General features: G+C 37.8%; 9 protein-coding genes and 1 rRNA gene. 9 read left to right on the plus strand and 1 reads right to left on the minus strand.

The window, feature by feature from the left end:
* Nucleotides 1–124: 124 nt before the first annotated feature.
* Nucleotides 125–241 (plus strand): 5S ribosomal RNA (gene rrf, locus N3I35_19040).
* Between the two features lie 84 nt (nt 242–325).
* On the opposite strand, the gene N3I35_19045 is transcribed toward rrf, so the two are convergent.
* Complete coding sequence (locus N3I35_19045) at nt 326–979, minus strand: CBM21 domain-containing protein (protein MCX8132177.1); 654 nt, start codon at nt 977–979, stop codon at nt 326–328.
* A 324-nt stretch (nt 980–1,303) separates the two neighbouring features.
* Between N3I35_19045 and N3I35_19050 the strand changes: the two genes are divergently transcribed.
* From N3I35_19050 to N3I35_19085, 8 genes are all read left to right on the plus strand, one after another.
* Nucleotides 1,304–2,941: a family 14 glycosylhydrolase gene (locus tag N3I35_19050; protein ID MCX8132178.1), complete on the plus strand. Its 1,638-nt coding sequence runs from the start codon at nt 1,304–1,306 to the stop codon at nt 2,939–2,941.
* 265 nt (nt 2,942–3,206) lie between these two features.
* On the plus strand, nt 3,207–3,623 hold the full coding sequence (locus tag N3I35_19055) for a secondary thiamine-phosphate synthase enzyme YjbQ (GenBank protein MCX8132179.1): 417 nt from the start codon (nt 3,207–3,209) through the stop codon (nt 3,621–3,623).
* 179 nt (nt 3,624–3,802) lie between these two features.
* Nucleotides 3,803–4,714, plus strand: coding sequence for a hypothetical protein (locus N3I35_19060; protein MCX8132180.1), 912 nt, complete (start codon nt 3,803–3,805; stop codon nt 4,712–4,714).
* A 75-nt stretch (nt 4,715–4,789) separates the two neighbouring features.
* Nucleotides 4,790–5,518, plus strand: coding sequence for an ABC transporter ATP-binding protein (locus N3I35_19065; GenBank protein ID MCX8132181.1), 729 nt, complete (start codon nt 4,790–4,792; stop codon nt 5,516–5,518).
* On the plus strand, nt 5,518–6,270 hold the full coding sequence (locus tag N3I35_19070) for an ABC transporter permease (protein ID MCX8132182.1): 753 nt from the start codon (nt 5,518–5,520) through the stop codon (nt 6,268–6,270). The genes N3I35_19065 and N3I35_19070 overlap by 1 nt, the downstream gene beginning before the upstream one ends.
* Nucleotides 6,271–6,355: 85 nt before the next feature.
* Nucleotides 6,356–7,831 carry a HAMP domain-containing histidine kinase gene (locus N3I35_19075; protein MCX8132183.1) on the plus strand — a complete coding sequence of 492 codons (1,476 nt, stop codon included), beginning with the start codon at nt 6,356–6,358 and terminating at the stop codon, nt 7,829–7,831.
* The gene (locus N3I35_19080; GenBank protein ID MCX8132184.1) at nt 7,828–8,517 is read left to right on the plus strand and encodes a response regulator transcription factor; all 690 of its coding nucleotides are present in this window, start codon (nt 7,828–7,830) and stop codon (nt 8,515–8,517) included. The genes N3I35_19075 and N3I35_19080 overlap by 4 nt, the downstream gene beginning before the upstream one ends.
* A gap of 427 nt (nt 8,518–8,944) precedes the next feature.
* Nucleotides 8,945–15,094, plus strand: a complete 6,150-nt coding sequence (locus tag N3I35_19085) for an amino acid adenylation domain-containing protein (protein MCX8132185.1) — start codon at nt 8,945–8,947, stop codon at nt 15,092–15,094.
* Nucleotides 15,095–15,106: the final 12 nt, after the last annotated feature.

Consider the following 15,106-nt stretch of genomic DNA (forward strand, 5'->3'; position numbering starts at 1 on the left):
AATCGTCAGAAGCGAGTAATGCAAGGAAGACGACTGCCGAGGAACGGAGTTTATGAAATATAAATGAGTACCGGAGGACAGGAAGTCTGACGCAGCAGTACGAAGCTTATTACGATTTGAGCTTTCTGGTGGTTATTACGAGAAGGTCACACCCGTTCCCATACCGAACACGGCAGTTAAGCTTCTCAGTGCCAATGATACTTGGGTGGAAGCGCCCCGGGAAAGTAGGTCTCTGCCAGATTTATATGAAGACTCTATGGTTATACCATAGAGTCTTTTTTACATATACAAAAAAATACTGATAAGTGAACCGGATAATTAATTATTACGGTATAGAATAACTGTAATTATCAGTAAAATTGTTATCCCAATAGGTTATACCATTCATGAGGCAATATATTGCGAACTTGAGTGATGAACCGCAAGGCACTGTGATTTTATAATCCCAAATTTCTAAATCATCAGATAGACACTGACTAAAAAATGCTGCTTCCTCTTTGCATGTTACCCAATCGTCAGTTGTATAGCGGACTGTTACAAGTTTATCATACACAAGATTTTTTACTACAACCCTGCCTGTGAAGGTTCCGTCAACTATAATTATTGAATGCAGGTTTAGCACAGATTCTGCTAATATGATTGTAGGTGAGTACCACCTCAAGCTGTAGCAGCTTGATCCAATATTCTTCCCGTAGGATTCATCAAAACAACTATCAATTGTAAAGCAGCAGCAACTGCTGGAATAAGTAGGCGGAGTGCGGAAATACCACACGTCATAGATACCGTAGACTACCCTCCTGGGGCTGGCAGAAACGGTATTCCATAACACATTATCATAAGTATAATGAACATAAATATTTTTAGCACCATCCGGGTTTTGTACTGCTAAATAGCCTTCAGCAAAAAACGCGGAGCATGGGTTATATTCAGGTGATCTTGCATGTAAAAGCTTAACGGTATTACTGGAAGTAATATACATTAACAATGCACCCCATTATTTATTTAGTAAATATTTTATTTGCAGAAAACCATATAGTAAATCTTATCATAAAAAAACGTAAGAATCGAAGTAGTAATATAGCTAAATATAATGCTATTATATGTTAATTTATGAAAAAAAGACAAAAATATTTATATCAAAAATGTATTATTTTATATAAAAAGCAAAATTAAGTAAAAATGTTTAAAAAAATATGAAATTGTTCAATAAATTATACATAATAGTGTTAAATATTAACAAAAAATTTACAATATGGTAGATTGTATATTAGGGTACCCAAAAAAAAACATAGGAGGATATAATATGCAGGTTTTTAGAAAAGATATAAGAAAGTACGGTAAATTAACTTTAGTCGTTATTATAAGTCTCATGCTGATGTTGTCCTCAACATTGATCTCATCAGCAACCATGGTATCGGATTATAAGGCATATGTAATGGCTCCGCTGGAAAAGATTACTGACTGGACCGCATTTAAAAACCAGTTGATTACCCTTAAGAACAATGGCGTGTATGCACTTACTACAGATGTATGGTGGGGTTATGTAGAACCAAATGCAGACAATCAGTTTGATTGGAGCTACTATAAAACTTATGCAGATACAGTCCGTGCAGCAGGAATAAAGTGGGTTCCGATTATTTCTACACATCAGTGTGGTGGTAATGTAGGCGATAATGTAAATATTCCTCTTCCCGCATGGCTGTGGACAAAGGATACTGCTGATAAAATGCAATATAAAGATGAAGCGGGAAACATGGATAAGCAGGCTATAGCTCCATGGTGGACAGGCATAGCTCAGCAGTATGATGAATTGTACGCTTCCTTCGCATCAAATTTCAGCGGATACAAAGATATAATCGCTAAGATTTATCTCTCAGCAGGATCGTCTGGTGAATTAAGATACCCTTCGTATAATCCTTCCCATGGCTGGAATTATCCGGGACGCGGATATCTTGAGTGCTATACTGAGACTGCAAAAACAAATTTCCGTAATGCTATGCAGACAAAATACGGGACAATTGCTGCACTCAATACTGCTTGGGGTACAAGTCTGACAAGTTTCACACAGATAAATCCACCAAGTGATGGAGATACCTTCTTTATCAACGGGTATAAGAGCAATTACGGTAAAGATTTCTTAACATGGTATCAGGGTTCTCTTACAAAACATCTGGCAACTATAGCTTCAAAGGCCCATGCACGTTTTGATACTGTGTTTGGAGTCAGAATCGGTGCAAAAATTTCCGGAGTACACTGGAGATACAGCGATCCTACCATGCCTCACTGTGCCGAATACTGTGCCGGATATTACAACTACAGTACTATACTTGACCAGTTCAAGACATCAAACCTGGATTTGACGTTTACATGTCTTGAAATGACAGATTCAAATACTTCACCTAACTACTCTATGCCGAAAACCCTGGTTATACAGGTTGCAAATTTGGCTAAGAGTAAGGGTATAAAAATAAATGGAGAAAACGCTTTGGCAATTTCAAACAATCCTACAGCATACCAGAATTGTGCTGAAATGGCGTTTAACTACAATTTCTCAGGCTTTACGCTTTTGAGACTTGCAAATATAGTTAGCAGCAACGGTACAGCTACCAGTGAAATGGCACCGTTTAAAGACGCTCTTGTTTTGAAACCTGTACCTGTAACTTTTACTATCAATAATGCTAATGCTGCTACAGGACAGACTGTGTATGTATCAGGCAGCAGATGGGAGTTAGGTAAATGGACTACAGGTACTTATCCTTTACAGCTCACCAAAAATGCCAGCGGACAGTGGGTTGGAACCTGCTATCTCGGAGCAGGTGTCACCTATGAGTTCAAAGGTATTAAAAAGAGTTCAACAGGCGTCGTATGGGAAGGTGGAAACAATAAAGTTTACACAATACCTGCCGCTGGCGGTTCTTATACATGGACTTGGACTAACTAAACTGAGTTAATACTTGTATTTTACAGATGCTGCTGCCCCTAGGGGCAGTGGCATCCTTTTTTTATTGTTTGTTTCATCATGCTACAAAAACGGCTTTAGTCAACTTTGTTCTAAGCAGCTTGTTTACTAAATGTATTCTATAAAAACTGCTGGCATATTAACGAAACTATTGATAAATAGATAATTGTTGCTTAAACTTGACATATCCTTACATAATATGTATTCTTTAATAGGTACGATAAAATTAAGGAAAAGGTGGTAAAGAGTGAAGAGCTATAGAAAAGAACTTTGGTTTGAAACAGGTAAGAGGAGGGAATTTCAAAATATTACTCCTATAATAGAAGATTGTCTTTCTGAAAGTGGTATCAAGGATGGAATGCTATTATGCAATGCTATGCATATAACTTCAAGTGTTTTTATAAATGACGATGAAAGCGGACTTCACAAAGACTTTGAAATATTTCTGGAAAGGCTTGCTCCAGAGAAACCGTATAATCAGTATTATCACAATGGGTTTGAAGATAATGCGGATGCCCATTTGAAACGTACTATTATGGGAAGGGAAGTAGTCGTGGCTATCACTGATGGCAAGCTTGACTTTGGACCTTGGGAACAGGTATTTTATGGCGAGTTTGATGGAAAAAGAAGAAAAAGGGGACTGGTAAAAATAATAGGAGAATAATGTTTTGCAAAGACAGGCGGGTTCAAATTTTTTGAAACCCGCCTGTTTAATTTTTATTTATAAAAGTTTATGAAATTTTTATATTTGCTTTATTGGCAGTTTATATCCAAGGATTATGATAAAAATGTGAAAGGAAATTCACACGCAAAACAAATTTGAATTATGTTAGGAGAGATATTATGAAAAAGAAAATCGCATTGACGGTAGCATGTATTGTACTTGGCGTTATGATGCTGGTAACAACAGCTTTTGCCGGTGCAACAGGGAATTCCGGGTATGAGGCCTACAAGGATGCATTAAGAAAATCTTTTGAGTCTAAGAGTTTTTCTACAAGACTGGATGCATCAATAAAAGATAATGGTAAAGTGTTGGCAGAAGCAAGTGCAATTATTAAGTCAAACCATGAAACAATGAGCAGTGTTACATCAGTTAAGACAAATAGTCAGGAAAAAATAATGGAAACTTATGTACAAGCTGATAAAACAGTGATAAGAGATGGTGAAAGTGATATTTACTATGTAATCGAACACAAAGAGCACAGTAAGAGACATTCTGACAGAGATTATGAAAATAAATATAACTACGAGGATAGCAAAGCAGGAGAGACAATAGTTGATGCTTTAGTAGGAAACATGAAAAATTATTTTAGTCTCAACGAAAAAGCTGACGGATCAAAAAATGTATCATTTCAACTTTCTGGTACTCAAATACCATCAGTAGTAAATGTACTTGCATCTGTAGGGATCAGGGAAGCTTCAAAAGAGAATTACAGGGATAGCAAGCATATGACACCTTTTGGCAAAGATTTCAACTTTGAGGACATTGAACTGCCAAAACTTGTTGATGATATCAGAATAAGCAGTGTAGATTTTGATGCTGATATTAATAAGGATAATATAATAGACAGCCAGTTGACAAACATTACGGTTCAGGGTAAGGATGCATCAGGGGTTGAGCATGAAGTTGTATTAAGCATTAATATGGATTTTTCAGACTTCGGAATAACTACCCCGGATGTTGTGGATCTGACAGGAAAACAGGTTCAGAATATTGATCCTGAAGAGTTTGAAAGAGAACATCGCAGGGATTAGGGCAGGCAATATTAATAGTGCTCCTTAACAGGGAGCACTATTAATAAATAGAGCTTTATTAAGGAGATAATGCATATGGAAAAAGTGCTGGAAGTAAAAAATCTGACTAAAAAGTACAGGAATTCAAGGGGGATAGAGAGTATAAGCTTTGATATATACAAGGGTGATGTTTTTGGTTTTTTGGGACCCAACGGAGCAGGCAAAACAACAACCATGAAAATCATTACAGGTTTGTGCAGGGCGGATGCAGGGGAGGTTAAGGTATTTGGTCATAATATTTCTACTGATTATGAAAAGGCTATGAGAAAAGTAGGCTGTATAATAGAGACGGCAGAAGCTTATGACTATATAAGCGGATATAAAAATCTCGTGATAGCTTCAAGATTTTATAAGGAAGTGAAAAAATCAAGGATTGACGAGGTGCTTGATCTTGTAGGCTTGAGTTCTGTCAAAAATGAAAAGGTGTCGAATTATTCTCTGGGGATGAAGCAAAGGCTGGGATTGGCTTCAGCAATACTTTCCAACCCTGAACTTGTAATACTGGATGAACCGGTAAACGGTCTGGATATAGAAGGAATGGTAGATATAAGAAACATTATCAAAAACCTCGCTGAGGAGCATGGTATTACCTTTTTTATTTCAAGTCATCTTATTCACGAAATGGAAATGGTGTGCAACAGGGTAGGAATCATAGAAAAGGGTAAATTGATAAAAACAGGAGAAGTGAAGGAACTGCTAAATAACCATTCAACCCTTGAAGATTTTTTCATTGAGCAGGTAAAAGGGCAAAGGAGGCTAAACTGATGGAAGCATTAAAAGCTGGTATTTTGAGTGAAATCACCAAGCTGTTATTGAAAAAAAAGAGTGTAATGCTGCTGGTTTTTTCTGCATTAATTCCGATTTTATCACTGATACTTGTTTCTTTTTTTCAATCCGGGCTCGGCATAAATCCAATCAACGCAATAGATTTTCCTATCACGGTTTTGGGGTATTTTACGGGACTTTTTTTACCTTTGTTTGTTGTTATGGCAGCTGCTGATTTATTTTCAGGAGAGATAGGCGAAAGGACAATTAAGATCGCACTCCTCCGTCCAATAACCAGATTTAAGGTTTATATGTCAAAAATCATTTCAATAGCTATATACATTTCGGTTTATTTAGGCATTGTGTATATTGTGTCAACAGTTCTAGGACTGTTTCTTGAAGGCAGAGAAAATATTTTACAGGCAATACTTAAAAATTTTGCCGCATATATAGTTGCAATTGTTCCTATGCTTTTATTGGGAATAGCAGCCGCATTCATTTCGCAATTCTTTAAAAGCAGCAGTGGAACACTAGTAATATCCGTCTTATTATTTATCATAATAAAAATTGCAGCTGTTGCTGTTCCAGATATATCAGGACTTACACCTATATCAAACATGGATTGGCATTTACTGTGGCTTTCTGGCTCGGTTTCTATCAGTAAGCTGTTTAGCGTATTTATGTTTATGTTTTCATATAGTATAATATTTTTAGCTTCAGGTTATCTGATGTTTGAAAGAAAAGAGTTTTAGTGAAAGTACAGCATGCAAAGAGGGATAGCTTCTATCTAACGGGGTGTACGGTGAGATGAGGCATAGTAGATATGGAGGGTTTTAGATGTCTATCAGGGTCAGGCTAGTGTTATCATATCTTGCAATGGTAATAATACCTATAGCGCTGTCAATAATTGCAGCTTTGATACTTTTTGCATCATTCATGGGAATGATGTATGACAAGCGATTGGGGTCTGATTTCCTGAAAGATGTACCTGAAAAGGTTATCGGTCTGGTTTCTGAGATTGACAGGACAGCTTCCTATGATTCCGAAAAACTCAAGGATAAGGAATATGTCGATAAAATAGGAAAAGAATTTAAAACTGTTAACATTGATTTTCTGGTAAGGCATGGGGAAGACATAATCTACACAAATGGGATAAAGATAGAATCTCTAGTAATTAACAAACTTCCGAAGCACAGATCGGGTATAAGCGATCATTTTAGTTCCATAGAAATAGGGGATAAGGAATTAAGCGTAAAGCAGCACGATTTCGTTTTTAAGGATGGAACAAAAGGGAGTACTTTTATCATTGCCGACTTCAGCAAGATAGGAGAGTTTATAGGTGAGTATATTCACGCACTTGGCTGGGCAGTGCTCATCATATTGATGTTAACAAATGGCGTAATAACCTATTTCGTTTCAAAAAGTATAATCAAACCTTTGAAAGTTTTAAAGCATGGGACAGAACAGATAAAGGACGGAAACCTGAATTTTGAAGTTAAAGTCAGTTCAAGGGATGAGATAGGAGAGGTTTGCGTAGCTTTTGAAGAAATGAGGAAAAAGCTTAAGGATTCTATTGAACTTCAGCTTCAATATGAGGAAAACAGAAAAGAACTGATCTCTAGTATCTCCCATGACCTGAAAACGCCTATAACAGCAATAAAGGGGTATGTTGAAGGTATTATGGATGGTGTAGCCAACTCACCTGAAAAAGTTGACAAATATGTAAGGACTATTTATTCAAAAGCTACAGATATGGATAGGCTTATAGATGATTTATTCCTGTTTTCAAAACTTGACCTTAAGAAGATACCTTTTAATTTTGAAAAGATTAACATAAAACAGTATTTTGAAGATTGCATTGAAGAATTGCAAATGGATCTACAGGAAAGGAAAATGAGACTCGATTTTATTAGTGATTTGCCGGAGAATACGGAAATAACTGCCGACAGGGAAAAACTGAAAAGAGTTGTTACGAATATTGTACAGAATGCAATAAAGTACATGGATAAGGATACAGGAGAAATAGCTGTAATTCTCAAAGAGGAAGAAACTGCGGTAAGGGTACAGATAAAGGACAATGGTCAGGGAATCAGCGAAGAAGACTTACCGTTTATATTTGATAGATTTTACAGAGCTGACCCATCCAGAAACAGAAATACCGGAGGAAGCGGATTGGGATTGGCTATTGCAAAACAGATAATTGAAGGACATAATGGAGATATATGGGTAGAAAGTAAGTTGGACGAAGGTACCAGTATATTTTTTACTTTGAAGAAAGTACTAAATCTGGCTCAGGGCGGTGTGAGTACATGAAAAGAATATTAATAATTGAAGATGAAGCAAGTATTGCAGAACTGGAGAGGGATTATCTCGAAATAAACGGCTTTTCTGTTATTATTGAGAATAGTGGTGATACAGGTTTAAAGAGAGCTGTTGGTGAAGAATTCGACCTGATTGTATTGGACCTTATGCTGCCTAAAATTGATGGGTTTGAAATTTGCAGACAAATCCGGAATGAAAAAAACACACCTATTCTTATGGTATCTGCAAGAAAGGAAGATATAGATAAGATAAGAGGCTTGGGTCTCGGAGCCGATGACTACATCACTAAACCTTTCAGTCCCAGTGAACTGGTAGCAAGGGTAAAAGCCCACATTACAAGGTATGAACGTCTGGTAGGAAATAATAAGCAAAAAGATGAGGAAATAAGGATCAGAGGGTTAAGAATAGATAAAGCTTCAAGGCGTGTTTTCGTTAACGACACTGAAGTTGTTCTTACTACTAAGGAATTCGATTTGCTTGTGTTTCTGGCGCTTAATCCCAACAGGGTTTTCAGCAAGGAAGAAATATTTGACAGGATATGGGGTATGGATTCTATAGGTGATATAGCTACTGTAACTGTCCACATAAAGAAAATAAGGGAAAAAGTAGAGCTTGATTCTTCAAACCCCCAGTATATTGAAACCATATGGGGTGCAGGGTACAGGTTTAAGGTTTGAGAGCCTTAAGCAAGGTCAAAGATATACGAGCCAGAACACCCCGGGTTTAATAACGGACGAATTATTTGGAAAATGAGAACTACTTGATTTGAGAATATATTAGATATAGATGAAACAAGACTTTGCAGGTTTGATTTAAAGAACATGCGAGGTCTTTTTTGATGCAAAGATTATCCCGAATACATGAGATTGATTTCTGCTATATGTTAAGAGATATTCAATATGTTATGGAAATAATTAACGCACAATTAACCCAATATTGTTTTATTAGTAATATTTCTGTATTAAATTATAGGCAAATAATGTAAAATGTGTTGTAATATTGCACGAAATATCTAAAGCATATATGCACATACTTTGAGAACGGCTTGTTATGGTACAGGCTTTATAAAAAATAAAATGCAAATTAGGATTATGGAGAGTAATTATGTTGAAATTAACACGGGATAACATCAAACAGTCGGTTTATGAAATTATATCGAAGGTTACAGGGCACATAACTGAGGACCTGGATAATGACATGTACCTTGAGGCAGATTTGGGGCTGGATTCAATTAAGATGATAACATTGATGAATGAGATTATTAAGCTGGTCCTACCTGAGCAAATGGAAGAATTCAAAGACAGATATCCCCCAGCGTCATTGATGGCAATGCAATCCGTGGGAGATATTGTTGAAATCTTCGAAAAATGGTATGAGCAGGCTGCCGATGAACAAGCGGGACAAAACAAAGACAGTCCGGGAATGCCTGTTTTAAGTGACAATGATAATGTATTTCATAGTTATAGTGAAGCAGCACCAGTCAACGCCGACATCAAACAGTCGGTTTATGAAATTATATCGAAGGTTACAGGACACACAACTAAGCATCTGGACAATGATATGTACCTTGAGGCAGATTTGGGGCTGGATTCAATTAAGATGATAACATTGATGAATGAGATTATTAAGCTGGTCCCACCCGAACAAATGGAAGAATTCAAAGACAAGTATCCAGCAGCGTCATTGATGGCAATGCAATCCGTGGGAGATATTGTTGAAATCTTCGAAAAATGGAAAAAATCAGCAAATATACAAAACAAGAATCATGTAATAAATTCGGAGGCTGGATCTACCGGAGGAAAGCAGCCTGAGTATCTGCAAATCTTAAATTCCCAGTACCCTTTTCTAATGTGTTATCAGACAATATCCACGCTTACAATCAGTTCGGGAGTAATGATATACGGTGAATTAAATATAACCTGCCTGAAAGATGCCTGGAAAGAGTTAATCTTTCGGCATCCGTCACTACGCGTGATGTTTGAGAAGCTACCGGGGGCTAAAAGCTTTAAGGGATACAGCCAGAAAGTCCTAAACAACTTTCTTCTACCGGATATTCCGGTAGAGGATGTAAGATATCTTAATAACAGCGAACATGAGCAATTCCTGAAAGAAACATATGAAAAAAGCTTAAATCATAAGTTTGATTTATTTTCATGGCCTTTACATAAGATAACTGTAATTCGTACAGGAGACAGAAGCTACAATCTTATTCTGTCAATTATACATCTAATTTCAGATGGGCTTGGAAATCAGCAAATATTAAAAGAATTACTGGAAATTTATGCAGCAAAGCTTGATGGCAGAATGGCAGACTTGCCGCCGGCTGTTTTAGTGCCCGGGTATAATGATTTAGTGAAAGATATGAATTCGTGGAATAGCACTGAAGAGAATAGTGCACTTGAGAGTTACTTAAGGCAGCAAGGAAAGGAAAAATACTTCTTTAACCCATCAGATAAAAAGCTTGATTTGCCAGAACCGTTTACACCCATTAAAACAAAAGTAAAAAAGTACTGGATTAATGAAACCGTTACTAAGAAGTTTATTTTAAATACTAAAGTATGGCACGTTTCGCTATTTGTACTTTTAGTCAGTGCATATTTAAAAACCATCAAACAGCTCGAAGAAAGCACGGAAAAAATAATTATAAACCTGCCTACAGGCGGAAGGGTATATCCAAATGCTGATGCTACAGGTATTTTAGGATCATTTGCCCAAAATATGGCATTAACTTTCTATGTCGAAAGCGACACTGAAACATGGAAAGACTTGATTGAAAGAGTAAACACAGAGATAAAGAGCAGATTGGCATCAGGGATAGACAGGGCACAGACATATCAAGCCGCTTTCGCAGCAAAAGAGAATGAGATGCTGATAGACGGTGAAATACCTGAAACAGTTGCTTCAATTATACGTTCTTCGGTTAAATCCAACCTATATCTTTCTTTTGTAGGGAATACATATATAAAAGAACTTTATGGAAGTCTGGAAGTTAGGGATTATGAAGCATATACATGTACAAATCCCGGAACAATTGATATCCTCGTGGAATTGTTCCATGGAAGGATATTACTCACTTCAAATTATGACAGTACTTTTTTTGATGAAGCATATATTGATGTACATATGAACAGATTAGTAGACAACATTAATGAACTTGCAGAGGTGAGTGAAGAAAACGGGGAGGTTAGTCAGACAGTATTAACGCCTGTGACTTGCAGCAAAGAGGTTGAAGCAGAGCTTTGCAGGATAGCAGGAGAGATATGCCAAAGAGAATTCAGAAATTTTGATTTGGACAAAGATATTGATTCAGAGCTCGGCATAGATTCGCTTGAACGCATCCGTATAGTTGCAAGGTTAAGCAAGGTAAAGAAAAATTTGGATAGAAAGAGTCTGTTTAATTGCAGGACACTTAGGGAAATGTCGTGGCTGCTGGATGAAAATATTACTTCCGCCAACGGAAAGAATGATAAAACCAATATTCAAATTCCCTATTTGAAAGTAGTTGAACAATGCAGATTAACTCCGGATGCACAAGCAGTACTTTTTGAGGAACAAAGCATTTCATATTCAGAGCTGGAACACATCACAAACAAGCTTGCAAATTGTCTTAAAAGTAAAGGGATAGGAAGAGGAACTATTGTCGGAATCATGACTTTGCCCGGACCTATGATGATTTTAGGCATGCTTGGCATATTAAAATCAGGAGCTGCTTACGTACCGGTAGATGCATCATATCCGACAGGAAGGATTCAATATATCATAAACCATTCTGAGCTTAATGTGCTGCTTACAGAAGAAACACTAGCGGAGCAGGTAAAGGGCTTGATAAAAGATTGTCCAGGTATCAAAAGCCTAATTTTTCTTGACAATCTAACCAAACGTCAGGAATTCCAATCGATCGGACTGGTCGAAAAAGATGCATGGATGGCATTTCCCGCAATTCAGCCAGAGTACGAAAGCAGCCCGGATGATTTGATGGTAGTCCTCTATACTTCCGGATCAACCGGAAATCCAAAAGGGGTAATGCTTAATCACCTGGGATATATGAACCGTTTGGAATGGCACCAAAAAAAATTCAACTTAAAGCCGGGCGAAAGGGTGGCGCAAAAAACCTCATGCTGCTTTGATATATCTGTATGGGAGCTGTATTGGCCATTAATGTACGGTGGTACATTATGTCCTGTCCGAAAGGAGATAGTAAGAAATCCCTGGGAGCTTGCCCAGTGGCTGATAGATACTAAAATAAACATAATGCATTTTGTACCGTCGCTTTTTGGCGAGTTTGTTCATGCTTTGGAAGATGAAGATTATTATTTTAAAGATTTGCGCTGGCTGATTTTCAGCGGAGAGGCCCTCCCTATGTCCTATATACAGGAGTGGATAGACAAACATGGTATGTCCACCAAGCTGGCAAACCTGTACGGCCCGACAGAGGCTTCAATAGATGTTACATATCATATCATTGATAAGAGGCCTGGCTCTGACGGGGAAAGCCAGATTCCTATTGGAAAGCCTATAGACAACGTTAATATTCTTAACCTTGATGAAAACATGAGGATGTTGAGTGAAGGAGAGATCGGGGAGCTATGGATAGGAGGCATACAGCTTGCAAAGGGATATTTAAAAAATCCGGAGAAGACGGCTGAAGCTTTCAAACCCAACCCTTTTAAAGAAATACAGGGTGATTATCTTTACCGAACCGGGGATTTGACAAAAAAAAGAGCAGATGGAAGCTTTGAGTATCACGGGCGTATTGATAACCAAGTAAAAATACGTGGTTTTAGAGTTGAACTGGGTGAGATAGAGACAGTTTTAAGCAGTCATTGCAATATAAATGAAGCAGCGGTTATTGCAGTTGAAAGCAGTGAAGGACAAAGTCAGCTTGTGGCTTACTTGTCAGGAAAGATGACTGCGGATTCCGAAATAAAAGATTACATAGGAAATAAACTTCCGTATTACATGATCCCTCACAGGATAGAATGGGTGCAGAGCCTTCCCAAGAATCCGAACGGCAAGCTTGACAGAAGGGCGGTTAAGGAGTTGTACTTTAACAAAAGCGGAGGGGCAAGGGAAATAGAGCCGCTAACAGCTCCGGTCAAAAAAGAAAGTCCTCAGGCTGGCAATAATGAAGAAAAAGAAGTTTTTATACCGCTCGCACCGGCTCAAAACTGGCTAATGAGCTACTTCGATTACCCCTACAACTGGACAGGATACACTAGATTTTTGTTTAAACAGTCATTGGATTACTGTGCATTCAACAAGGCAATAACTATGCTTACAAACAGACATGATGCCTTAAGGAGCATATTGTGCCGCAAGGGGTCCAGGTGGGTCCAGAAAATACTGCCTCAGGGCGAATACATAAATGTTGAATATCTTGATGCGTCCCACATGAATAAGAAGCAGATTGATGACGCGGTTAATGCACTGATAAGGGATACAATTCAAGTATTTAGTGTTGACAAATGGCCTCTGTGGAAGATTATAGCGATTAAGACCCCGGACAATCTGCATGACATGGTTATAGTCGGGCATCATCTTATTTCTGACGTAGTAACGAATAGCCTGTTGTTTAAAGAGTTATGGCAAATTTACTATCATCTTTTATCGGAAGAGAAAATTAAACTTCAAACTCCTGGATCTTTCAGAGAATTTGTAGAGCTTGTAGAATCGGAAAAAAGTAGAAAATGGAAGGAATACATTGACTATTGGACGAAAATGTTCCCTTCAAAAGAACAGATATTCAGTATTCCTACAGATTTTGCACCGGGCTCTAATGACGAAGGCTCTGCCGATACAGAAAAATTTGTACTTGATAATATGCAAACCGCCAAAATATTAAGCAATGCAAAGAAGTTTTTTTGCAGCAATGTCTATTCAATCCTGCTTGCTCCCCTTTATAAGATGTTGGGAGAACAATACCGGCAGTCTAAAGTTATAGTAAGCCACAGAGTGCATGGGAGGGATGTTGGCGGAGATAATACATTTTTCCAGACAGCAGGCAATTTTGCAGTTAACTTTCCATTAGGTATTGAAATTGACCAGAATGAAAACTGGGCAAGTTTAGTTGAAAAAATTAAGGGAACACTTAAAAAGGTTCCTATGAACGGTATAAGCTATGATGTTGTTTCTGAGAACTTGCCTGTATACATGTGCCCTGATATTAAGCTGACCCCTGTCAGGGCAAATTACCTTGGCAACAGGGATGTGCCCCAATTTGACGTTTTTGAGTTTTACAAAAATGGAAAGGATAGAAGGTACTCACTACCCCAACAAAAAAGGATATCCATAATTGAATTTTTCTTTTCAATAGTAGACGGAAGCTTGAATGTGGAAATTGAATACTCAAGGAATCTATATAGTGCGGATACCATAAAGCAGCTTGGTGAAAAATATATGGAGTCCCTTAAAATGCTTATAGGATTTGTTGAGGGAGTATCATGCGATAAGAACAAGACAGTCAACAACTCAAAATACAGCAAGGGATTGCTTTCAGACAAAGTTGTAATTGTAACAGGAGGGGGAAGGGGTATTGGTAGAAGCATTGCACTTTCAATGGCTAGGGAAGGCGCTGAAATAGTTATTGTATCGAGGACTAAGGAAGATTTGGAACAAACGGCAGGTGAAATACAAAAGCTTGGTGGAAGGCCAATGATAATTCCGGTTGATGTCACTAAGCTGTCTGATGTTAACAGTGCTGTAGAGAAAATTTTGCGCGAGTTCGGAAGAATTGATGTACTGGTAAATAATGCAGGAATCACAAAGCTTGCAGCTATTAATGATATTGAACCTGATGAATGGCGGAAAATCATTGAGGTGAATCTCTTTGGGACATATAATTTTTGTAAAGCTGTCATTCCGCATTTTACAAAGAGAAATCAGGGGAAGATCATCAATATAGGTTCAGATTCGTCCTTTATCGGGTATCCGCTAATGAGTGCCTATAGTGCATCAAAGCATGCGGTACTTGGGCTGACAAAATCCCTGGCTGAAGAGCTAAAGCTCCAAAACGTTCAGGTTAATGCTATTTGCCCTGCATTGGTGGATACCGGCATGGCACCGAAAGCATTAAGAAACGGGGCTATTCCTCCTGAGAAGATATCCGATACGGCTGTTTTTCTGGCTTCTTCCATGTCTGATTACATTACCGGAGAAGCCATAAAAGTATATGGCAAACAGGATATGTACTGGTTTGGTTCCCGGCAAACGGATATGTTTAAAACAATATTGCAGGATAAGAGGAATGTTACTTGATATGAGAGGTTG

The sequence above is a fragment of the Clostridia bacterium genome (assembly GCA_026414765.1).
Classification (GTDB): domain Bacteria; phylum Bacillota; class Clostridia; order Acetivibrionales; family DSM-27016; genus SKW86.